Source organism: Sulfitobacter sp. S223, from assembly GCF_025143825.1.
Lineage (GTDB): Bacteria > Pseudomonadota > Alphaproteobacteria > Rhodobacterales > Rhodobacteraceae > Sulfitobacter.
In genome coordinates this window covers 381171-405017 of record NZ_CP083560.1, presented here as the reverse complement: position 1 = coordinate 405017, position 23847 = coordinate 381171, and the positions used below count along the sequence as shown (strand labels likewise).

The following is a 23847-nucleotide window of genomic DNA, read 5'->3' as shown; positions in this document are numbered from 1 at the left end:
GCCTTTACCGTTCGTTAATAAGGTCTAACGAGCCTCATCACTCAGCTATCCCTATGGCCTAAGTGAAAGGCGCTTTTCGCTCTGTTTGCGCATGTCCTTGAGGGTGCGGGGTGGTGGGCGGGGCGTCGTTGCAGACGCGCGATGAACACCATCACCCGAACACCCCATGAACAAACCAGCACGGATCACCGCCACGCGCATCCCCCACGATGCCGTCACGAAAAATCCAGAACCGCCGCCCGTCTGTGACCTCAACTTTGTAATAATCGCGCAGCCTTGTGCCGCTGCGGTCGCGCCACCACTCTGGCGCGATCCGTTCAGGGCCCTCGAACCGCGCCATCAAGAACGCCACACGCCGCCAAGCGAACCGGGCCGGTGGCCCCTCCGGTACAGCATAAAGCACCGCAATCTCTTCGGGCGGATCAAACAAACGCAAAGGCCGGGCTCTGGGCACGTCCGGCGCGCCCTGCGCGGTTCCGGCAAGGGCGGGTACGCCTGTCTCTACGCGCTCCGGCTTGTGGCTCTCGATCCAGGCGGCCCATGTCACCTTGGATGGGCCCAACTTGGCAGTCAGCCGATCAAGCAGTGCCGCAACATCTGCGCCAGCAACGCGGCCACCATCCAGACGATCCTGATGCAAGGTCAGAGGCTCTGTTCTCAGCGCCTCTAACGTCATCAGGTCAAAGCCGAAACCAGGATCAATCCCGTCAAGCTTCCGCGTGACAAGCCGTACAAAATGCGCCGGATCACGGCTGGCGCTGGCGGTCGACACATCGCGCCAGCGCCACTCTCCGTCCACACGATAGATCGTCAGACGCAAGCGTCGCGCGCCCTGCTCAGCCTGCGCCAGTTGTCCGGCCAAATCTTCTGCAAGCCCTTCCACCCATGGCAGAGGATCGATCACAGGCTCTGCCATGCGCACCCGCGCGAGCATCACCTGCCCGTCAGGTGGCGCATCCAGCGGGTCAGCACTGCGGCCCAGCGCGCGATCCAGCAACACCAGCGGATTAACCGCCTCTGCTACACCTGCAAATCGTCGCATCAACCCCACCCGCGGCACGCCCTCCAGCGCGCTGATTGTCTTAAGGCCCAACCGCTCTAACAGCCTCACCGTATCACCGGGTAAGCGCAGCGCAGACACAGGCAGCGGCGCCAGTACGCTGACCAGATCCTCTGGTCCGCAGATCGCCCCCTGAGCACCAAAGCGCGCCAACATTTGCGCGGCACCCCGCGTCGGCGCCAAAGCCAAACGTGCGCGCAGGCCCTGCATCGCAAACCGGCTGTGCATGTCTCGCACCATCTGTGCCTCGCCCCCAAACAGATGCGCTGCACCGCGCACATCCATAAGAATTCCGTCCTGCTCTGCCACAGTCCAGGGACACCAGCGCCGCGCCCAATAGGCCAACCGCTCCAACAGAGCCTGATCCCCCTGAGGGTCCGCCTGTTCTACATGAAGGTCGGGGTGGATTGCCTGCACATCCACCACCCGCGCGCCCGCGATGATGCCGCGCGCATCACCTGCCGCGTTCACCGCATGAACCACTGGTCCGTGTCTGCCCGCAGCGGTCAACACCAAAGGCACTGTCTCATCCGGCAGCGTGCGCTGTGCGGCCGTGATCCGCTTCCAGCGGTCCATCGCCAGATCGGGGAAGAAAACGGAGACGATTCTCGCGTCCTTCATGATTGACTGTCCATGTGCCGGGGCTGCGACCGCGTGCCCGAAACAGTTCGGCCTCCCATACTGGTGCGCCAGGCGCAGCAGCATTGTAGGTATGAATTTGTGAAGGCAAAGAACCTATGCGCCACCGCTCGCGCGCCGCGCTCAATCCCTCCACTGCACCGGACCGGATCATCCACACGGGCACCCCGGATGCCTCTGACCGCATCGCCAATCGTTTGGTCGCCGTGAAATCCAGCACGGGTGGTGCACCATGCACCTCCCCTACAACAGCGGACAGGCCGGCACAGGCCGCGCCCTCCTCCATTGCCCACAGCACATCGCGCGCATGGCTGACTTCGACGCGCAACAGCGTGACGCCTTTCAGCGCCGGACCGTAAACGCGCCCGTTCTCCAACCGCGAGGCACGGTCCTGCACCCACAACACGGGTGCTTTGCTGCGTGGCAAACACGACAGCACAAAAGCCGTTACCGCCGCATCGAACGGTCGCGCTGACAGCGCGTCCTTCAGCACCGCCTGCGCCGCATCGGGCGCAGGCAAATCCGCCACACCACGCGTATCGCCCAGCCGTACCAACTGACCCAAAGAAGAATCGTTCATCATCCATCCCTCCATTTTGTTCTCTTTTTGTTCTACATGAAAAGCCCCAATTTAACACCCCCGTTTTGCAGCTCTGCCTTTGGCTACTTCAGGATCACCAACAGCAAATTTCCGTTGCGTCTTGCGCCTCACGCAGGTCTGACCGTGCGAAATCACCCGTATACAAACGCGCCACAACCTATTAGGGGCAAGCCAACTCCATCTCTTATCCGCTCAGGAACACCCCTTGATTCAAACGATCGCAGACGCACTGGCCGAGCAAGGCTACGACAAAATGACCCCCGTACAGGAGGCCGTGACAGAGGCTTCTCTGGAAGGCGCTGACCTTCTGGTCTCCGCCCAGACCGGTTCCGGTAAAACCGTGGCCTTCGGCCTCGCCATCGCCCCCACGCTGCTGGGAGAGCGGACAACTTTTGGTCCCGCAGGCGCCCCGCTGGCCCTGGTAATTGCGCCCACGCGCGAGCTGGCGATGCAAGTTAGTCGTGAGCTGACATGGCTTTACGGCAAAGCAGGCGCCATCGTCACCACCTGTGTGGGCGGCATGGACACCCGCACGGAACGCCGCGCGCTGGATCGTGGTGCACACATCGTTGTGGCCACACCGGGCCGCCTATGCGACCATATCAAACGGAACAACATTGACCTGACAGACCTGCGCGCCGTCGTCCTTGATGAGGCCGATGAAATGCTGGATCTGGGCTTCCGCGAGGACCTCGAATTCATTCTGGGCGAATCCCCCGAAAGCCGCCGCACGCTAATGTTCTCGGCTACTGTGCCAGCAGCAATTGCCAAGCTTGCACAAGGCTATCAGCGCGATGCGCAGCGCGTATCGGTTGTATCCGACGGAAAACAGCACGCGGACATCGAATACCGCGCCCTGACCGTGAACCCGCGCGATACGGAAAACGCGATCCTCAACATTCTACGCTTTTATGAAGCGAAGAATGCGATCGTATTCTGCAACACCCGTGCCGCTGTGGCGCGCCTGACCACCCGCCTGACAAACCGCAACTTCTCTGTTGTGGCGCTGTCGGGTGAATTGACGCAGTCCGAGCGTACAAATGCGCTGCAATCCTTGCGCGATGGCCGCGCCCGCGTTTGCGTCGCAACCGATGTGGCCGCGCGCGGCATCGACCTGCCCAACCTTGAGCTGGTCATCCACGCCGATCTGCCAACAAACGCCGATACACTGCTGCACCGTTCAGGCCGTACAGGCCGCGCTGGTCGCAAGGGCGTCTCTGCGCTGATCGTTCCACCCAAGATGCGGTCCAAAGCGACCCGCCTGTTGGGCTGGGCCAAGCTGTCCGTCGAATGGGCGCTGCCGCCCTCCGCCGCGGAAGTGAACGCTGCCGATCAGGAACGCCTGCTGAACGATGACGCATGGACAACACCCGCGCCGGAAGACGCGGTAGAATTTGTCGGCACCTTGGTTGAACGCTACACCCCCGAGCAGTTGGCAACCGCATTTGTGAACCTGCACCGATCACGTGGTTCCGCGCCTGAAGAACTCTCCAATCCCGGTGACGGCAAAGAATCCGCACCGCGCATGGAATTCGGCAAATCAGTTTGGTTCACAGTGTCTACCGGACGCAATGATGGGGCAGAACCGCGTACCTTGCTGCCAATGCTGTGCCGCGTTGGCGACATGACCCGCGATGACATCGGTGCGATCCGCGTCCAGCCACGCCATTCATACGTCGAAGTTGCCGAAGGTGCGGTTTCAAGGCTGGTGTCAGCGCTGGGTCCGGACATGAAAGCAGAAGACGGCGTGACACTGACCCGTCTTGATGGCGTGCCGGACTTTGGTCCGAAATCCCCACGCCCCGACCGTGGGGATCGCCCCGCGCGCGGCCCGAAACCGGCCTACGAAAAATCATCCAAGCCTGCCCATCGCGGCAAGCCTGCATATGATCCGGATGGTGCAAAACCTGCTTATAAGCCAAGGGCACCGCGCGACGATGCTCCAGCCGCAGAATACAAACCCCGCACTACAGACAGCAAGCCACGTGGCGCCCCCGCCAAGTCAAAGCGCGATGCCACGCGCCCGCCCAAGTCACACAAGACAGAGCGGACCCCGATGAAAGCAAGCGATAAGCCCGCCGCAAAGTCCGGTGCGAAAGCTGTGTGGAAAAAACCGTCCAAGGATGGGGCAACCAGCCGCGATGCAAAACCCGAAGGCGGCTACAACCGCGCGTCGGATGCATCCAAACGCTTCGTCCCCCCCGGCAAAGCGAAAAAGCCTGGCAAGCCGTCCACCCGCGGCCCTGACGCACGCCCTAGCCGCCCCAAAGGGCCGAAAAAGTAACTCGGCTCCTGCCAAACGGTAGACGACCAAACGATAAAAGCCGGAGCAGATGCTCCGGCTTTTATCGTTTGGTCGCTGCAAAACCAGTCGGACCGCCCCCTACCAAAGAGCTGCATCCAAATCGTCAGGAGCAGCTGTTGTGAGTCGCTATGTTGGCTGGCACACAACTGACAGGCACATGCCCAGCCTTTTATCAAAAGCCGGACAGAGCAATTTCGCCAAAACCAGTTTAGCCCTTGCCCTTCCATGGTACCAGGATTCGCTCCGCCCCGCGCATCAGCATATCAATGCCAAAGCCGATCACGCCGATAAGAATGATCCCGAGAATAACGATGTCAGTGTTCTGGAACTTGGACGCGACCATGATCATCATGCCTGCACCCTTTTCCGCCGCGACCAGTTCGGCCGCAACAACGGTGCCCCAACAAACGCCCATCGCCACACGTGCGCCGGTAAAGATTTCCGGCAGCGAGTTCGGAATAATCACGTGGCGCATAATCTGCCATTTGCTGGCCCCCAGCGAATAGGCCGCATGAACCTTGGAGATATTTACCCCCGATACACCCGACCGCGCGGCAATTGCCATGATCCAAAGCGCAGCAAGGAACAGCAGTATAATCTTGCCCGTCTCTCCGATACCCGCCCAGATAATGACCAGAGGGATCAGCGCGAGTGGCGGCACAGGGCGCATGAATTCAACAATCGGGTCAAACCACCCGCGAAACCAGTTGCTAAGGCCCATGGCATAGCCCAGCGGAATGCCCACAATTGCGCCACAGATAAAGCCTGCGATCACACGAAACAAAGACCAGCCAAGATGCCCCAGCAGTGACGTCCCGCGGAAGCCTTCGTCCAACACTTTGCCCGTACGTTCAATCACGGCCTCTGGCGACGGCAGATAAAGCGGCTCCATCTGCAGCCCGTTGTCCGGCGCAAAATTCGGCGTCCCCTTATCAGAGATTGTGACCGATCCACCTTTGATCTCAACCGTATCACCGGGCTGAACAGGCGTGCCATTGATCGCAACGATTTTCGCGCCGTCTTTCTTTTTCAGCTCATCATTCTTGTCGAATGAAACAAGCTGGCTTCGGTATTGAGCCACTTTGATGCTGTCGTTCTTTGCAAAGCCCTCGCCTGGCTCTATCGCGGGCTTGTCGGGGGTTTCTTCGCGGCCATGCACCAGAACGGCAACTGTGGCCGTATCGCTGTTTCCATTGGCCTCAACCGTATATTCAAAAGAGGTTTCGCCTGCAAATGGTGCAGGCGCGTGCAGAAATTCCGGCAGGTATTTCGAACCAGTGAACATCCCCCAGAGCAGGAACAACGTCAGGATCGAAAGAATGCCAGCCGCACGATTGGGCCGCACCGCGCTTTCATCGCCAAACGTTACTGTTTTTAGCGCGGTATACCCGTCCTTCCCCGTTCCAACGCGGGTAAAAATAAAGGCTGCAACGACAAAGATTCCGACATAAACAGCCAGCACGATAAAACCGGTCATGCCTTTTCCTCCATGCGGCCCATGATCTCTTCTTCCATGTCCCAGATCATGGCAAGGATTTCCTCACGCCTGACCGCAAACTCGGGGTGCTTCTTTACTTCACGCAGATCGGCATCCACGCCCAACTCAGCGAATGGCAGGCGGTATTCTTTATGAATGCGGCCGGGGCGCGGTGCCATAACGATCAGACGTTCCCCCAGCAACAGCGCCTCCTCAACCGAGTGTGTGATCAGGATGATGGTCTTTCCTGTTTCTTTCCATAGCTTCAGAACGAGGCTCTGCATCTTTTCGCGCGTCAGCGCATCAAGAGCGCCAAGCGGTTCATCCATCAGAATAACATCGGGATCATTTGCCAGACAGCGGGCCAGTGCCACGCGCTGCTGCATGCCGCCAGACAGTTCGTAAACCGCCTTTTCTTTAAAATCCTGCAAGCCAACCACATCCAAAAGATGGTTTACGGTTTCCGCCTTTTCCTTCGCCGGCATACCCTTCATCGAAGGCCCGAATCCAACGTTGTCACGAACGCTCATCCATTCGAAAAGCGCGCCCTGCTGAAAGACCATACCGCGTTCCGCATCCGGTCCTTTGATCTCGTGACCATTCAGTGTCATCACGCCTTCTGTCGGAGCCAGAAAGCCCGCAACGATATTAAGCAACGTTGTCTTGCCACACCCCGACGGCCCCAGAACGCTTAGCAGTTCGCCAGCCTTAAGGTTAAGCGACACATCTTTGAGCGCCTGTACTGATCCACCGTTGGGCAAATCAAACCGCATCGATAGTTTATCTATAACGAGTCCGGACATGTCCCTGCTTTCCGGCCGCAGCTTACGGCCCTGCTGGGCGGGGTTGGCCCCGCTTCGATTATTTGGGAAAGTCCGGCACACGGATGCGCGCCGGACTGAGTTAATCCTTTAAGGGATTACATGCCTTTTACAGCCATCAGTGGACCTGTATTCACAGTTCCTTCATAGCTTTCCAGTGACTTGTCGATAGAACCGCTATCGAGAAAGACCTGTGCGACGCCACCCATAAAGGTCTGGCTGCCGCCACCGAACCACTTGTCGCTCAGCTGCTCTTCGACCGATGGGAAGGAGAATCCGGCCATCGTCTCAGCCGTTGCGGTCTCATCCATACCAGCATCTTTTGCGATCACTGGCAGCATTTTCGCCGCATCATCGCCACCAGCATTCCACATCGCGTTGGCGTCAGCCGTCACCTTGAGGAATTTCGCCAGTTCGTCACCGTTTTCGGAAACGTAGGACGCAGGGGCAGAGGTTACGTCGAAAACCAGAATGCCCAGCTCTTCTTTTTCGGCACCAGTCAACAAGATGTTGCCGGATTCTTTCATACGGCGCAGCGCACCGCCCCAACCACACGACATGTCAACGGCACCCTGGCTAAGCGCAGCAGCGCCTTCCGCAGGCGCCATATCGACAACAGACATGCTGCCCACATCTACACCAAAGTGATCCATCTGCTTGAGAAAGCCATAGTGCGCAGCGGTGCCAAGCGGCACGGCAACTTTTTTGCCAGCCAGTTCGGACGCGGAATCCTTATCAATCTCAAGGCCGGAGGCGACAACGCAGTTGTCATTCTCGGAGTATGACACAGCCACATCAACGATCTGGATGTCCTGACCACCCGAAGTGGCAACCACAAACGGCGGCACACCCTGGCTGACGGAAATCTGAACATCACCCGAAGCCATGGCCGCGGACATCGCCACACCGCTGTCAAAGCTGACCCAGTTGATCTTCTTTCCAAGCGCCTCTTCGTATGTGCCCATCTCTTTTGCGTATTGGAATGGCATCGGCCATTCGAGGAAATAGGCGACGGTAATTTCACCATGGCCTTCGGCAAATGCGGCGGCGCCAGTCATGGAAATTACGGCGCCGGCGGCAAATGCGCTCACTGTTTTTTTCATCATATTAGTATTCTCCCAGTTACATTTTATTGCCCGGCTTTGTTTGCAAAGCTCGGGATGCGTGTTGTAGAAACCACAACCGACGCAGGCATCCTGAGCGAAGGCCCCGTCACTTGCAACTTATTTCACTGTGGTTTTCGGCTGCCAGACCGCGTTCACACCACCGTTCCTAACAGCCTAGACGTACGGCTCAACACAGCTCGCAGAAGCGTCACAGGGAAGGTCGTGCATTCCCGCAAAGATGCCCAACGAATGCGCAGACATTGCTGCCTAGCCCAAGCTTTCATCACTCTGACTGCTCCCCCCTGAAAACAAATGACCAGTTCAACCACCCGCATGAGTCCAGTCTCTCCCCCGAAAAGTTCCTCAAACTGGCCTGCTGAAAAATTAGGCAGCCGTTTTCACACAAGATCATCGCTGAAACGGCAGAAATACGTGGTTTTTGCATACGGAACGAATGTGGACCTAATCATCTCACGCCTCTGGCCCTATTTTTCTTGAACGATTTCTCGTCTGCTATGGTAAGAACGGGCCTGAGCTACGCCCATTTCCCCATTCACCACTCCATTCGAAAGGTCGCCATCATGGACGGTACATTCAACGAAAATGACATCTCCCGCGTCGTCGAGGCCGATCGCGCCCATGTTTGGCACCACCTAAGTCAGCACAAAACCTATGAAACAACAGATCCTCGGATCATCGTTGAAGGTAAAGGTATGCGCGTTTGGGACCAGCACGGCAAAGAGCACCTTGATGCTGTGTCGGGCGGCGTCTGGACTGTCAACGTCGGCTATGGCCGCGAATCGATTGCAAATGCAGTGCGCGACCAATTGGTGAAATTGAACTATTTCGCGGGCTCCGCCGGCTCTATCCCCGGTTCGATCTTCTCGGAAATGCTGATCGACAAGATGCCGGGCATGAGCCGCCTCTACTACTGTAACTCCGGCTCCGAGGCGAACGAGAAGGGTTTCAAGATGGTACGCCAGATTGCGCACAAGCGCTATGGCGGCACCAAGCACAAAATCCTGTACCGCGACCGTGACTATCACGGCACCACAATCGGCTGCCTCTCGGCCGGCGGCCAGGATGAGCGGAACGCACAATACGGACCGTTCACGCCAGGATTTGTCCGGGTTCCTCACTGCCTTGAATATCGCTCTCACGAGCAGGAAGGCGCACCGATAGACGGCTATGGCGTTTGGGCTGCAAACCAGATCGAAAAGATCATCCTTCAGGAAGGCCCTGAAACAGTCGGCGCATTGTGCCTCGAGCCTGTGACAGCAGGTGGTGGCGTCATCACACCGCCCGACGGCTATTGGGAACGCATCCGCGAAATCTGCGACCAGTATGACATTCTGCTACACATTGACGAAGTTGTATGTGGTTTGGGCCGGACCGGCACATGGTTCGGCTATCAGCACTACGGGATTAAGCCGGACATGGTGACAATGGCAAAAGGCGTTGCCTCGGGCTACGCCGCCATCGCTTGCCTTGTGACCACCGAAGAGGTGTTCAACATGTTCAAAGATGATGCAGCAGACCCGATGAACTACTTCCGCGACATTTCTACTTTTGGCGGCTGCACAGCAGGTCCGGCGGCGGCGATCGAAAACATGAAGATCATCGAACGAGAAAACCTGCTGCAGAATACCATCGACATGGGTGCCTACATGACCGGCAAGCTCGAAGAGCTTCAGGACAAGTACAGTGTGATTGGTCAGGTCCGCTCAAAGGGTTTGTTCCTAGGTGCAGAACTGGTTGAAGACCGCGAGACCAAGACACCCATGCCAGAGAAAATGTTGCAGGCCGTAGTTGGTGACTGCATGCAGCAAGGTGTTGTCATTGGAGCCACCAACCGCTCCGTGCCGGGCAAGAACAACACGCTTTGCTTCTCACCTGCCCTGATCGCGACAAAAGACGACATCAACCAGATCATTGATGCCGTTGATAGCGCCATGGGGCGCGTGTTCGGCTAGGCGCGACACGACATTAAGCACGCAAAGGCCCTGTCATCAGACAGGGCCTTTTTCATGCCACCAGTGTCATGTTGTCGGCTACCACGACCATCAATCTAGTTTTCACAACGCTCGGCGCTTGCTAGCAATAGGATCGGGGTTATTCGGCATTCTGTTTTGCCAACAGCGCCTGCTTCATCAAACCTATCAGTACATTTCGCTCTTCGCTTGTCAGACTGGGCAGTATTTCTTCCTGCAAGGAATTTACAACGGGCCTGAGCTTTTCGAGAAGCGCTAGTCCATCAGCGGACAGAGCCAACCGGAATGCGCGCCGGTCCTGATCATCAGGGGTCCGCAGGATCAGGCCCTTATTCAACAGCCGCCTTACCACACCACCGATTGTCGCGCGGTCATACCCGATCCGCCTTGCAAGGCCTGTTTGATCGAGATGGGGGTATCTTTGCAGCGTATCCAAGGCGGCGAACTGGACCGATGTAATATCATATCCGGCCTCTTTCATTCGCTCCTGAAAGACACCGACAGATTGCTGCTGGAGCCTGCGAATAAGGTGTCCGGGCATTTCGGATAGGGACGGATCAACAGGCATAAAGGCACCTCCAAAACATGTATGCATACATACTATGTTGACGTAACCGCTTAGCGCAAGCTAATTAGTAAGCATACTTACCACCAAAGGATTCGCCTCATGCAATATCACCTCAACGGTTTTCAGAGTGGCGATCCATCCGTCGCGCCAGAGGTAGCGCACGGCGACAATGTGGATGTTTTGATTGTTGGCTGCGGGCCAGCCGGCCTAACGCTTGCGGCACAACTGGCGGCTTTCCCCGAAATCTCTACCCGCATCACCGAGCGTAAGTCAGGCCCGCTCAAGATTGGGCAGGCTGATGGTATCGCATGCCGCTCTATCGAGATGTTCGAGGCTTTCGGATTTGCCGAAAAGGTGCTGAAAGAAGCGTATTGGGTCAATGAAGTCGCGTTCTGGCGACCCCAACCAGACGGCAATGGCCTGCACCGCGCGGACAGAATTCAGGATGTCGAAGACGACTTGTCCGAGATGCCCCACGTCATCCTCAGTCAGGCACGCGTGCACGATTTCTATCTGGAGGTCATGAAAAATTCAGCAAGAAGACTGGAGCCTGACTATAACCGCGAACTGCAAAACCTCACCCGAACTGACGATCCCGACTATCCGGTCACTGCAACCTTTCACTGCCTCGACACCGGCAGCATCGAAATCCTGAAGGCGCGTTATGTTGTTGGATGTGACGGGGCGCGTAGTACTGTACGGAAATCTCTTGGCCACACCTTAAATGGTGAAGCGGCGCGGCAACTGTGGGGGGTCATGGATGTCCTTGCCGTTACAGACTTTCCCGACATTCGCCTTAAATGCGCGATCCAATCAGCTGATCACGGCAGCATCCTGATCATCCCGCGCGAAGGCGGCTATCTGGTTCGCATGTACATCGAACTGGACACACTGCACGAGGACGAGCGTGCATCCGACCGCGCAGTAACAGCCGACATGCTGATCGAAAAAGCACGCGACATTCTCGCGCCCTACACGCTGGATGTGAAAGAAGTGGCGTGGTGGTCTGCGTATGAGATTGGCCAGCGTGTCTGTGACGGGTTTGACGATGTCCCCGATGCCGAACGCGGCGTTCGCGCGCCACGCATCTTTATCGCGGGGGACGCCTGCCATACGCACAGCCCCAAGGCGGGACAGGGTATGAATGTTTCGATGGCAGATGCCTTCAATCTGGGTTGGAAACTGGCGGCTGTCCTCCGCGGGCAAGCCAACCCGACGCTGCTGCACAGCTATTCGCAAGAACGCCAAGCAAAAGCGAAAGAGCTGATTGAGTTTGACCGAGATATGGCGCGCCTGTTCAGTGCGAAACCCAAGAATGCCGAAGAGGCCGCTCAGTTCCAGAGCTATTTCAAGAAACATGGGCGCTACACGGCGGGGGTCGAAACACGTTACGACCCATCCGATATTACCGGCGACGAAAACCACCAAGCTCTGGCAAAGCACCTCAAGGTCGGCATGCGGTTCCATTCTGCTCCCGTCATCCGGCTGGGCGATGGCAAGCCGATGCATCTGGGACATACGATAAAGGCAGATGGACGCTGGCGGCTGTTTGCTTTTGCAGGCGCGGAAGATTTTGGTCAGCCAGATGGTCAAATCGCACAGCTATGCCAATACCTTAGCACCAACCCGGACAGCCCGATAAAGCGGTTTACAGCGCAAGGTCATGACGTCGACAGCCTGATAGATTTCCGTGCGATATTCCAGCAAGCGCATCAAGACATGAGGATCGACACCCTCCCTGATCTATTGCTGCCAAGGAAGGGTCGCTATGGCTTGATTGACTATGAAAAAGTGTACTGCCCTGATGTTAAAGTCGGGCCAGACATCTTTGACCATCGCGGCATTGACCGCACCAAGGGCGCTGTGGTGATCATAAGGCCCGACCAGTTCATTGCCGCTGTGCTGCCTCTTGGTCACTTCGACAGGCTTGCCGGGTTCTTCAACAATATCATGATCCAGCAATAGCAAGAGAGCACTCTCATTTCGCAAACCCTTAGGTCCAGATTGCGCGAGAATTAAGTCCAAGCTATAAGATTAGCTATGGCTCTTCCGGTCGAAACCTTTTTCCTGCAGCCTGACGCACAAGGCACTCTGCAATCGCAGATCCAGCAGATGATCGCCCAAGGCATCCTGTCGGGACGTTTCCAACATGGAGAAAAGCTTCCCTCGACGCGCAAGCTGGCCGCTCATCTGGGGGTAAGCCGCATCACAGTGACCATCGCCTACACCGAACTGCTGGCGAATGACTATCTAATGTCGAAGGGCCGTTCGGGATACTATGTCTCCGAAAATGCACCAAGCCCGCCATCCTTCTCACCCAGCCCCGATACCTTGGATGCGGTGGATTGGACCCGCGCCATCGGGCAACGGTTCAGCGGTGGGGTGACCCCAAGCAAACCACAGGATTGGCCAAGTTATCGCTATCCTTTTGTCTACGGACAGGCGGATCAATCGCTGTTTGATCATGCCAACTGGCGGCTCTGCGCGCTACAGGCACTTGGCCAGCGCGATTTCAGCTCGATGACCAGCGACTACTATGATCAGGATGATCCGCAACTCATCGAATTTATCGCCCGACACACCCTGCCGCGCAGGGGAATCACAGCAGCCCCCGAGCAAATCTTGATAACTCTGGGTGCGCAAAATGCGCTTTGGCTCACGGCACAGGTCCTGCTGACGCAACGCCGCCGTGCGGCGCTTGAAGATCCCTGCTACCACGCTTTGCGCGATATTCTGGTGCAGTCACGCTGTCATGTGACCCCTGTTCGCGTAGATAAAGACGGGCTGCCACCCGAAGCTGTTCCGCCCGACACCGATGTCATTTTCACCACCCCCAGCCACCAGTGCCCAACCAATGCCACCATGCCGATGCCCCGACGCCGGGCATTGCTGGCCCGCGCGCGCGAGATCGACGCGCTGATAGTCGAAGACGATTACGAGTTCGAGACATCCTTCCTGAGACCCCCCTCGCCTGCGCTGAAGTCGCTCGATACCGATGGTCGTGTCATCTATGTGGGCAGCTTCTCCAAATCCCTGTTTCCGGGCCTGCGCCTTGGCTATCTTGTCGGATCAGAGCCATTCATCCGTGAAGCCCGTGCCTTGCGTGCATCGGTGCTGCGCCACCCGCCCGGACACATCCAGCGCACCGCAGCCTATTTCCTGTCACTTGGCCATTACGATGCGCTGGTGCGCAAGATGGGCAATGTGCTGCATGAACGACGCACCGCAATGGAAGAAGCCATCGCGCAATATGGCCTCACTATTGCAGGACAAGGCGCGCACGGAGGATCATCATTCTGGATGCGCGCGCCAGATGGAATTGACACCCGAATCCTTGCTACACGCCTGCGCAACCGCAGCGTCCTGATCGAACCCGGGCATTCATTTTTCGGCGGCGAAGACCAACAACGTAATTTCTACAGGCTCGGCTATTCCTCAATCCCGACAAGCCGCATATCAGAGGGAATGAAAGCGCTTGCATCCGAAATTGTTTCCATGACCCATAGTGGCCATATTCCGGCGTGAAATCTGGCCCTAACCCTTTGACCGTAGACCCCGTAACCTGCCCGATAACCAGATTCGTATTCATACAATTCAAGGATCACCTGCGATGAAAATGACCACCGAAGAAGCTTTCGTCAAAACGCTCCAGCGCCACGGTATCCAGCATGCGTTTGGTATCATCGGGTCTGCCATGATGCCCATCTCGGACATTTTCCCGAAGGCTGGCATCAAGTTCTGGGACTGCGCGCACGAAGGGTCGGCCGGTATGATGTCTGATGGCTACACACGGGCCACTGGCAAGATGTCGATGATGATCGCGCAGAACGGCCCTGGCATCACCAACTTTGTGACCGCCGTGAAAACCGCGTACTGGAACCATACCCCGCTGCTTTTGGTCACGCCACAAGCAGCAAACAAGACCATCGGTCAGGGTGGATTTCAAGAAATGGAGCAGATGAACCTGTTCGCCGATTGTGTGGCTTATCAGGAAGAAGTGCGCGACCCGTCCCGCATTGCCGAAACGCTCAATCGTGTCATCATGCAGGCGAAACGTGCCTCTGCCCCCGCGCAGATCAACGTGCCGCGTGATTTCTGGACTCAAGTGATTGATATCGAAATCCCCGAAGTAGTTGAATTTGAACTACCTCAGGGTGGAGAAAAAGCGGTCGCAAAGGCAGCCGAGATGCTCTCTACCGCCAAGTTCCCTGTGATCCTGAACGGCGCTGGTGTGGTGCTGGCAAAGGGCGGGATCGAAGCCTCTCGTGTCTTGGCCGAAAAACTGGATGCACCTGTGTGTGTAGGCTATCAGCACAATGATGCATTCCCCGGTAACCACCCGCTGTTCGCAGGACCGCTGGGTTACAATGGTTCGAAGGCGGGGATGGAGCTGATCTCGAACGCTGATGTCGTGCTTTGCCTTGGCACACGTCTAAATCCTTTCTCTACCCTTCCCGGTTACGGCATTGATTACTGGCCCACAGACGCGAAAATCATTCAGGTCGACATCAACCCCGACCGCATCGGACTGACTAAAAAGGTCACAGTAGGTATTGTGGGGGACGCAACCAAAGTCGCGTCTGCCATCACCGCCCAACTGGCTGACACGGCGGGCGATACTGATCGCGATAGCCGCAAGGCGATGATCGCCCAGACGAAATCCGCTTGGGCACAAGAGCTCACGTCGATGACGGATGAGCAGGACGATCCAGGGACCACATGGAACCAGCGTGCCCGCGCGGAAAAACCCGATTGGATGAGCCCCCGGATGGCATGGCGCGCAATCCAGCAGGCCCTGCCGCAAGAGGCGATTATTTCCTCCGACATCGGCAACAACTGCGCCATCGGCAACGCCTACCCTTCCTTCAGCGAAGGGCGCAAATACCTTGCTCCAGGTTTGTTCGGGCCCTGTGGCTATGGCCTGCCTGCGATCGTGGGTGCGAAGATCGGCCAACCAGATGTGCCGGTTGTCGGTTTCGCCGGTGATGGCGCCTTTGGCATTGCAGTGAACGAACTGACAGCCATTGGTCGCGGTGACTGGCCTCCGGTGACGCAAGTCGTCTTCCGCAACTATCAGTGGGGTGCGGAAAAGCGGAACTCAACATTGTGGTTTGACGATAATTTTGTCGGCACTGAACTGGACACAGACGTGTCCTATGCAGGCATCGCACAGGCCTGTGGTCTGGAGGGCGTCGTTGCCCGCACGCAGGATGAGCTGACCGCAGCACTGGCAAAAGCCATTGATGATCAAATGAACCACGGCAAAACCACACTGATCGAAGCGATGATCAATCAGGAATTGGGTGAGCCATTCCGCCGCGATGCAATGAAAAAACCTGTGTCTGTCGCCGGGATTGATCCTGCTGACATGCGCGATCAAGCTGTCTGAAACGTGCATGTAGCAAAACAACACGAAAGGCGCAGTTCCACATGAGCGTTTTGCGCGACCTTCGGAAACGCGCAGCCGAACGGCCAGCCCACATCGTCATGAGCGAGGGGCAAGACCCTCGGATTGTGTCTGGCGCGCTTGCCGCTCTCGACGCCGGTTTGGGGCCTATCACTTTGGTGGGTCCCAAGACGGCGATCCTCGCGCTCCTTGCTCAGGTTAATGCAACGGGGCGGGAAGGGTTATTTATTCAGGACCCGCAAACGTCGCCTCTGACAGAACGATACGCAGCACTTTATTCTGACCTGCGTCGCCACAAAGGCCTGAACAAAAGAATCGCCGAACGGCAATCCCGCGATCAGATGATATTCGCAGCCCTAATGGTTCATGCCGGTGATGCGGACGGTACGGTGGGGGGATCTATTTCGACAACCGCGCGGACAGTGAGTGCCGCCGAGACGATGATCGGCAAGGCACCCGATGCAGAAATTGTTTCCTCGATCTTTTTGATGGAGTTTCCCGAAAACCATCCATCCGGCCGCAAGGTGATGGTGTTCGGCGACTGTGGACTTGTCATTGATCCCAGCGCGGCCGAATTGGCTGCCATTGCGGCTCAATCCGCAGAGACATGCAAAAACCTTGTGGGCATTGATCCAAAAGTTGCCTTGCTTAGCTTTTCGACCAAAGGCTCTGCAAAGCATGAGCGCGTGACCAAAGTCACCGATGCTCTGGCGCTACTTCAGGCTGCTCATCCTGACCTGCCCGCAGACGGAGAGTTGCAGTTCGACGCCGCGTTTGTGCCCGCCATCGGAGCGTCCAAAGCGCCTAAATCTACCGTAGCAGGTTCGGCGAACGTGATGATTTTCCCCAATCTTGATGCTGGCAACATCGGCTATAAAATCGCCCAGCGCATTGGTGGCTGTGAGGCTATCGGCCCCATCCTTCAGGGTCTCAACAAGCCTGCCAATGATCTTTCGCGTGGATGCAGTGCGGCGGATGTGACCAACATGATCGCCGTGACCACTGTACAGGCCGCAAAATAAACCGTCAGGAGAGACTTATGCCGCATAAACAACCGGTGCTGGACCTAAGCCCGAAAGTCTCCGACGAGGTCAGAAAAACCACCTGCTACATGTGTGCCTGCCGCTGTGGCATCAACGTCCACATGAAGAAAGATCCGCTTGGCGATCTCAAGGTCGCCTATATTGAGGGCAACCGCGACCACCCCGTTAATAAGGGTGTCCTTTGCGCCAAAGGTTCTGCCGGCATTATGCAGCACAATGCCCCTTCCCGCCTGCGCAGCCCCATGAAACGGGTGGGGGAACGTGGCTCTGGCGAGTTTGAGGAGATCAGCTGGGACGAGGCCTACACCATCGCGGAAAGCTGGCTGCGCCCCATTCGTGAGACGAACCCGGAAAAGCTTGCGTTCTTTACCGGACGCGATCAATCGCAAAGCTTTACCTCACTCTGGGCCCAAAGCTTTGGCACCCCTAATTACGCAGCTCATGGCGGGTTCTGCTCGGTCAATATGGCTGCTGCTGGTATCTATACGATGGGGGGCGCGTTTTGGGAGTTTGGCCAACCCGATTGGGACCACACAAAACTGTTCATGCTGTTCGGTGTGGCAGAAGATCACGATTCAAACCCTATCAAAATGGGCATCGGCAAGATCAAGGCGCGCGGTGCGCGGGTAATCGGCGTCAATCCCATCAGAACCGGATACAACGCGGTGGCCGATGACTGGGTCGGCATCACCCCCGGCACTGACGGCCTGTTTATCCTGTCGATGATCCACTGCCTGATCCAAGCAGGCAAGATCGACCTGCACTATCTGGCGCAATACACAGATGCTGCCGTTCTAATCAACGGAGACGAAAAATCCCCGGAATACGGGCTCAAGCTGCGTGATACCGACGGCAAAGAGCAAGTTATCGACCGCATTACCGGAAAGCTTGCGCCATTTGACCGCAAAGGCGTGAAGCCTGACCTTGCAGCCAGCCACCGTGCCAAAGGCATCACGCATCGCCCTGTTTTTCACCAAATGGCCGCGATGTATCTCGACAACCAATATGCCCCCGAAGCCGTGGCAGAACGCTGCGGTATATCGGCCCAACGTATTCGCGCACTGGCCGCTGAACTTGCCCGTGTGGCATTCGAAGAAGCGTTTGAGCTTGATCATGAATGGACCGATTTCCGTGGTGAGCATCACAAAACGATGACGGGTCGCCCTGTCTCCTTCCATGCCATGCGCGGCATCTCTGCCCATGCCAACGGATTTCAAACCTGTCGGGCATTGCACACGCTACAAATCTTGCTTGGCACCGTAGAGGTGCCCGGCGGTTTCCGGTTCAAGCCACCCTATCCAAAACCCGCCACGGCCCATCCCAAGCCACACTGCAAGGTCACAGCCGGTGCCTCGCTGGACGGTCCGCACCTTGGATTTGTGCACGGCCCTGATGATCTGGCGCTTAAGGATGATGGCAGCCCGGCGCGTATCGATAAGGCGTTCACATGGGAAAATCCGATGTCCTCCCATGGCCTGATGCATATGGTGATCTCGAACGCCTATGCAGGCGATCCGTACAAGATCGACACCTTGTTCATGTACATGGCCAACATGTCGTGGAACTCTTCCATGAACACGACAGGTGTCACACAGATGCTTACCGACAAGGACGAAAGCGGCGAATACGTCATCCCGCGCATTATCTATTCCGATGCCTACAGCTCCGAAATGGTCGCCTATGCCGATCTGATCCTGCCCGACACCACCTACCTTGAGCGACATGATTGCATCTCTCTGCTGGACCGCCCCATTTGTGAAGCGGATGCGATGGCAGACGCAATCCGTTGGCCTGTGGTGGAACCTGACCGCAACGTCAAAGGTTTTCAGTCCGCACTATGTGATCTGGGTGCACGCCTTGGCCTGCCAGCCTTCACCAATGAGGATGGCACCCAGAAATACGCCGATTACGCCGATTACATCGTCAACCATGAACGCCGCCCCGGTGTCGGGCCGCTGGCCGGTTGGCGCACAGGGGAAAACGGGCTGCAAAACGGACGCGGTGATGTGAACGCTTCCCAGCTCGATAATTACATCGCCAACGGCGGTTTTTTCGTCGAACATATTCCCGAAGGCGCGAACTACTACAAACCGTGGAACGCAGACTATCAGAACTGGGCAGTGAAGATGGGGCTTTATGACAGCCCGCAGCCCTATCTTTTTACTCTCTACTCTGAACCGATGCGCCGATTCCAGCTGGCGGCCGAAGGCCACGGCAAACGGCAGCCACCCGACCATTTGCGCGCCCAAATTAAGGATAAGATGTCGCCACTGCCGATCTGGTACGAAACCGACCAGCATGGCAACGAAGGCTACACCATTACAGCGCTCACACAGCGCCCGATGGCAATGTACCATTCATGGGGAAGCCAGAATGCGTGGCTGCGTCAGTTGCATGGCCGCAACCCGATGTATCTACCATCAAAGCTAATGCGCGCGCATGACCTGTCTGATGGCGACTGGGCCGAAATCACATCGCCCCACGGCGCGATTACCGTTCCCGTCATGGAGATGGCCGCGTTGAATGAAAATACGATCTGGACATGGAATGCGATTGGCAAGCGTAAGGGCGCATGGGCGCTTGATGAAAATGCGCCGGAGGCGACAAAGGGCTTCTTGCTTAATCATCTGATCCACGAACTCCTGCCCCCGAAAGGCGACGGGCTTCGTTGGGCAAATTCGGACCCGATTACCGGGCAGGCTGCTTGGTTTGATCTGAAGGTAGCCGTCAGAAAGGTTGACGCCCCGGCTGACAGCGAGTCACAGCCAAGCATGCCACCGATGAAATCCCCCGTCGGCAAAGGCCCGTCAGAGCTGAAATGGAAGGTAGGGAAATGACCGCACCACGCTGCACCCATACAGTCGAAGGCTGGAATGGCGTATCCTTATATGTGCCTGAGTACGGTAACGCGAACGGCATCCCCGTCATTCTTGTTCACGGCTGGTCACAGGCACACCAAAGTTGGGCGCGACAGTTTTCCGGACCTCTGGCAGATCACTGCCGCCTTATCGTACCTGATCTGCGTGGCCACGGGTTGTCAGACAAACCGGCCGATGCTGAGGCCTATAACAACTCCGCCCCGTGGGCCGGCGACCTGCACGCCATCATTGAAACCCTTGGGCTAGAGCGTCCGCTGTTGATTGGTTGGTCTATGGGCGGTTGGGTGGTGCAAGATTATCTGCGCGTGCATGGCGATGGGAATATTTCAGGGTTTAGCCTGATAGGTTCTTCCGGTTCGACCGGGCGCTACAGCCCCGTAGCAGCACTTGGACAACGCGAGAACGATACAGCCGTCCGCGCCAGCGATATGTACGAGGAAGAGTTGGGCGCCAATCTTGCAGCCACTCTGGCCTTCCTGAAGGCCTGCTTTGCAACCTTGCCTGACGCAGATGATCTGGCAATCATGACAGGTTTCAACATGCTCTGCCCCCCTCACGTACGGCTTGCAGCGCGCAAGCGACACGAAGACTACGGCCCCGATCTGGCTAAAACATCGGTACCTGCGCTGGTGCAATGGGGCATTCACGAACGTCTTGCCGTCTCACCTATGCCTGAAAAAACCGTTGAGGCCCTGCCAAACGGGCGTGCGATCAAATATACCGACAGCGGCCATGCGCCTTTCTGGGAAGAAACAGAAGCTTTCAATGCCGATCTGCTGACCTTCGCTCAAACCTGCTATGCAAAGGACAGTCACCTATGACAATGCTCCCGACACATACCGACAAAAAGCTTGGCCTTGTCATTGATTTGGACACCTGTGTGGGCTGCCATGCCTGTGTAATTTCCTGCAAGGGCTGGAACACCGAGAACTACGGCGCGCCATTGTCGGATCAAGACCCCTACGGAGAAGATCCGTCAGGCACATTCCTCAACCGCGTCCACAGCTACGAAGTACAACCCGAACAGGGTACAGCCCAGCTGATCCATTTCCCCAAATCCTGCCTGCATTGTGAGGACGCCCCTTGCGTTACCGTCTGCCCGACCGGCGCCAGTTACAAACGCGTTGAGGACGGCATCGTGCTGGTGAACGAAAGTGACTGCATCGGTTGCGGGCTTTGCGCCTGGGCGTGTCCCTACGGCGCCCGCGAAATGGACGCAGCCGAAGGTGTCATGAAGAAATGCACACTCTGCGTGGACCGCATATATAACGAAAACCTGCCGGAAGTTGACCGCACGCCGTCATGCGTCCGCACATGTCCTGCGGGTGCGCGCCACTTCGGGGACCTTGGCGATCCGGAATCAGATGTAAGCCAGTTAGTTGCAGCGCGCGGCGGCATGGACCTAATGCCGGAGCAAGGCACAAAGCCTGTGAACAAATACCTGCCGCCCCGCCCCAAAGATCAGCTTTCCCATCAAGAACCGCAGATCGACGTTCTTGCCCCCTTCCTAGAGCCGGTCGCGACAGAGGCCACCGGCTTTCTGCGCTGGCTCGACAAGACACTGGAGAAACTCTGATGCATCCGGCACCCTCCGTCATCTTTTTCTCCACCTTCTCCGGTCTCGGATTTGGCCTGCTGGTGTTTTTGGGCCTCGGTATGCCGGGCAGTACAGGGTTCAGCGCATTCGCGTTTTTCACCATTGCCTATTTGTTGGCGGTGGGCGGCTTGATTTCGTCCACCTTTCACCTCGGGCATCCTGAACGTGCGCTGAAGGCATTCACGCAGTGGCGCACAAGCTGGCTATCGCGCGAAGCATGGTGCGCAGTTGCCGCTCTTGTGATCATGGGGATCTACGGTGCCGGACTGGTGTTTTTCGGACAGCGCTGGACACTGTTAGGCTTTCTCGGGGCAGCGGCCTCCCTTGGTACTGTGTTCACGACCTCAATGATTTATGGCCAACTCAAAACCGTTCCCCGCTGGCACAGCGCCTATACACCAGCCAACTTCATATCGCTGTGTCTGGCAGGCGGCGCACTATTGTCTGGACAGGTCATACCGGCAGTCGTGCTGCTGGCCATAGCCGGCAGCATTCAAGTAGTCACTTGGTTCAAGGGTGACAGCGCGCTGGCAAATAGCGGCACAGACATGGCAACGGCCACCGGTTTGGGCAACATCGGCAGCGTTCGCGCGTTTGAGCCACCCCATACCGGCACCAACTATCTGTTGCGCGAATTCGTTTATGTGATCGGGCGCAAACACGGGCAGAAACTCCGCATTATCGCAATTCTGCTGATGTCCGTACTTCCCGTCATTTTCCTGCTTGTGCCGTTCAATCACTGGATCGCACTGCTTGCTGTGATCTCTCATATTGCTGGTGTCCTGACCGCGCGCTGGCTCTTTTTCGCACAGGCTGAGCATGTTGTCGGCCTCTACTACGGCAAGCGATAACGGCGATTGTCATAGCGTTACGCGCGCACCTGCTAGGACGAAGGCCCTATCAAACTTTACCTACCGGTCCGAAAATCGATTGGATACACAGACGCCTTGATGCCCTTTTTCAAGGAGGACCTCATGATTGCGACTAATCGGCTGAACAAACGGCAGTTCTGGGTTACAGAAATCGGCAAAATCATAGTCCGGCGTTGTGCGGAACTCTTTCATCGCGCCCCGCAGCATCGGATTTAGTCTCTGGACAGCGCGTATTCACGCCATATCCCAGACAGAATGGTCTCTTACAGGTTCGTGACGTCTAAAGCGGCAGACGCTTTTCAACCATGCGCGCCATTATCGAGGCGCCTACAGGCAGGATTGCAGGATCCAGAGTGAAGGACGGATTGTGCAGCGACACTTTTCCGGCGTGTCCGACAACACAATAGGCGCCTGGCACGACTTTGAGCATGTCAGCGAAATCTTCGGACCCGGTGGCAGGCTCATCTTTCGAAAAGATATTTTCAGGCCCCACAATTTCGGCGGCGGCTTCCAGATAGGCATCCGACAGGTCATTATCGTTGATCAGCACGTCAAAGACATTGCGCAGTTCCAGTGTGATCTTCACATCATGCGCTAGGGCAAACCCATCGCAAAGGGCCCGCATCCGGTCTGCGGCCAATGCGTAAATCTCGTCCTTGAAATACCGGATCGTGCCTGCAAGCGTCGCGACCTCGGGGACTACGTTATAGGCCGCTCCTGCATGCAGCTGCGTCACTGAAAGCACGCAGGTATCCAGCGGGGGGACGTTACGGCTGAGGATCGTCTGAAACTCGGTCGCGAGGCTCGCTGCGATGATCAGCGCATCCCGCCCGTCCGAAGGGCGTGCCGCATGGCTACCCTTGCCCGTCACTGTGATGTCAAAGAACGCCGCACCAGCCATCGCAACCCCTTTGCAAATTCCCACCTTGCCCGGTTGGCCGTTTGGCGTGTTGTGCATCCCGTAAATCTCATCGCAGGGGAATTGTTCGAACAACCCGTCAGCAATCATCTGCCGCGCGCCGCCAAGGCCTTCTTCGGCAGGCTGGAACACGATTACCGCGGTGCCGTCGAACTCACGCGTGGCAGCCAGATGTTTGGCCGCACCCAACAGCATGGTGGTATGCCCGTCATGGCCGCAGGCGTGCATGACACCATCGTTCTTGGAGGCGTACTCCAATCCCGTAATTTCATGAATTGGCAGAGCATCCATATCCGCACGAAGCCCCACGCGGCGGTTGCCCTTTTGCTTGCCGTGAATCAGCCCCACAACACCGGTCTTGCCCAAGCCAGTATATACTTCGTCCACGCCGTATTCATGCAGCTTCTCCGCGACGATGCGGCTTGTCCGCACTTCGGTAAAGCCTATTTCGGGGTGCGCGTGAAGATCACGAAAAATCGCGGTCAGCTCATCTGTGCTTTGGTCAATCAGGGGCAGGATATTCATCAGGCGGGCTCCGGACATGAGGGGTTTATTCCACCTT

The 23847-nt window shown here is 57.0% G+C and carries 17 protein-coding genes; 10 read left to right on the top strand and 7 right to left on the bottom strand.

Features of this window, described 5'->3' with window-relative positions; all coding sequences use genetic code 11:
- Nucleotides 1-151 precede the first annotated feature (151 nt).
- Nucleotides 152-1681: a DNA polymerase Y family protein gene (locus K3757_RS01950; protein WP_259998813.1), complete on the bottom strand. Its 1530-nt coding sequence runs from the start codon at nt 1679-1681 to the stop codon at nt 152-154.
- Nucleotides 1587-2282, bottom strand: a complete 696-nt coding sequence (locus K3757_RS01945) for an ImuA family protein (protein WP_259998811.1) — start codon at nt 2280-2282, stop codon at nt 1587-1589. Before K3757_RS01945 ends, K3757_RS01950 begins: the two co-directional genes overlap by 95 nt.
- Before the next feature lie 223 nt (nt 2283-2505).
- Here K3757_RS01945 and K3757_RS01940 point away from each other — a divergent pair, with 223 nt between their 5' ends.
- On the top strand, nt 2506-4584 hold the full coding sequence (locus K3757_RS01940; RefSeq protein ID WP_259998809.1) for a DEAD/DEAH box helicase: 2079 nt from the start codon (nt 2506-2508) through the stop codon (nt 4582-4584).
- Nucleotides 4585-4813: 229 nt separating this feature from the next.
- Here the strand turns inward: K3757_RS01940 and K3757_RS01935 are convergent, their stop codons facing one another.
- From K3757_RS01935 to K3757_RS01925, 3 genes are all read right to left on the bottom strand, one after another.
- Entirely contained in the window at nt 4814-6082 is a 1269-nt protein-coding gene (locus K3757_RS01935; protein WP_259998807.1) for an ABC transporter permease, read from the bottom strand.
- Nucleotides 6079-6885 (bottom strand): taurine ABC transporter ATP-binding protein, encoded by an 807-nt coding sequence (locus K3757_RS01930; protein WP_259998805.1) that lies wholly within the window; start codon nt 6883-6885, stop codon nt 6079-6081. The genes K3757_RS01935 and K3757_RS01930 overlap by 4 nt, the downstream gene beginning before the upstream one ends.
- Before the next feature lie 116 nt (nt 6886-7001).
- Complete coding sequence (locus K3757_RS01925) at nt 7002-8006, bottom strand: ABC transporter substrate-binding protein (RefSeq protein WP_260001165.1); 1005 nt, start codon at nt 8004-8006, stop codon at nt 7002-7004.
- Nucleotides 8007-8590: 584 nt separating this feature from the next.
- Here K3757_RS01925 and K3757_RS01920 point away from each other — a divergent pair.
- Nucleotides 8591-9982 carry an aspartate aminotransferase family protein gene (locus tag K3757_RS01920; protein ID WP_259998803.1) on the top strand — a complete coding sequence of 464 codons (1392 nt, stop codon included), beginning with the start codon at nt 8591-8593 and terminating at the stop codon, nt 9980-9982.
- Nucleotides 9983-10121: 139 nt separating this feature from the next.
- Here the strand turns inward: K3757_RS01920 and K3757_RS01915 are convergent, their stop codons facing one another.
- A complete protein-coding gene (locus K3757_RS01915; protein WP_259998801.1) occupies nt 10122-10568 on the bottom strand; it encodes a MarR family winged helix-turn-helix transcriptional regulator in 447 nt (148 codons plus the stop codon).
- 99 nt (nt 10569-10667) lie between these two features.
- Here K3757_RS01915 and K3757_RS01910 point away from each other — a divergent pair, with 99 nt between their 5' ends.
- The 8 genes from K3757_RS01910 (at nt 10668) to K3757_RS01875 (ending at nt 22345) form a co-directional block, all read left to right on the top strand.
- Nucleotides 10668-12533 carry an FAD-binding monooxygenase gene (locus K3757_RS01910; RefSeq protein ID WP_259998799.1) on the top strand — a complete coding sequence of 622 codons (1866 nt, stop codon included), beginning with the start codon at nt 10668-10670 and terminating at the stop codon, nt 12531-12533.
- 75 nt (nt 12534-12608) lie between these two features.
- Entirely contained in the window at nt 12609-14093 is a 1485-nt protein-coding gene (locus K3757_RS01905) for a PLP-dependent aminotransferase family protein (RefSeq protein WP_259998797.1), read from the top strand.
- Nucleotides 14094-14178: 85 nt separating this feature from the next.
- Complete coding sequence (gene xsc / locus K3757_RS01900) at nt 14179-15957, top strand: sulfoacetaldehyde acetyltransferase (protein WP_259998795.1); 1779 nt, start codon at nt 14179-14181, stop codon at nt 15955-15957.
- A 41-nt stretch (nt 15958-15998) separates the two neighbouring features.
- A complete protein-coding gene (pta, locus tag K3757_RS01895) occupies nt 15999-16997 on the top strand; it encodes a phosphate acetyltransferase (RefSeq protein WP_259998793.1) in 999 nt (332 codons plus the stop codon).
- Between the two features lie 17 nt (nt 16998-17014).
- Nucleotides 17015-19855: a molybdopterin oxidoreductase family protein gene (locus K3757_RS01890; RefSeq protein ID WP_259998791.1), complete on the top strand. Its 2841-nt coding sequence runs from the start codon at nt 17015-17017 to the stop codon at nt 19853-19855.
- Nucleotides 19852-20718 (top strand): alpha/beta fold hydrolase, encoded by an 867-nt coding sequence (locus tag K3757_RS01885; protein ID WP_259998789.1) that lies wholly within the window; start codon nt 19852-19854, stop codon nt 20716-20718. The genes K3757_RS01890 and K3757_RS01885 overlap by 4 nt, the downstream gene beginning before the upstream one ends.
- Complete coding sequence (locus K3757_RS01880; protein WP_259998786.1) at nt 20715-21473, top strand: 4Fe-4S dicluster domain-containing protein; 759 nt, start codon at nt 20715-20717, stop codon at nt 21471-21473. The genes K3757_RS01885 and K3757_RS01880 overlap by 4 nt, the downstream gene beginning before the upstream one ends.
- Nucleotides 21473-22345, top strand: a complete 873-nt coding sequence (locus tag K3757_RS01875) for a DmsC/YnfH family molybdoenzyme membrane anchor subunit (protein ID WP_259998784.1) — start codon at nt 21473-21475, stop codon at nt 22343-22345. Before K3757_RS01880 ends, K3757_RS01875 begins: the two co-directional genes overlap by 1 nt.
- Nucleotides 22346-22646: 301 nt before the next feature.
- On the opposite strand, the gene K3757_RS01870 is transcribed toward K3757_RS01875, so the two are convergent.
- Nucleotides 22647-23810 (bottom strand): M20 aminoacylase family protein, encoded by a 1164-nt coding sequence (locus tag K3757_RS01870; protein ID WP_259998782.1) that lies wholly within the window; start codon nt 23808-23810, stop codon nt 22647-22649.
- Nucleotides 23811-23847: the final 37 nt, after the last annotated feature.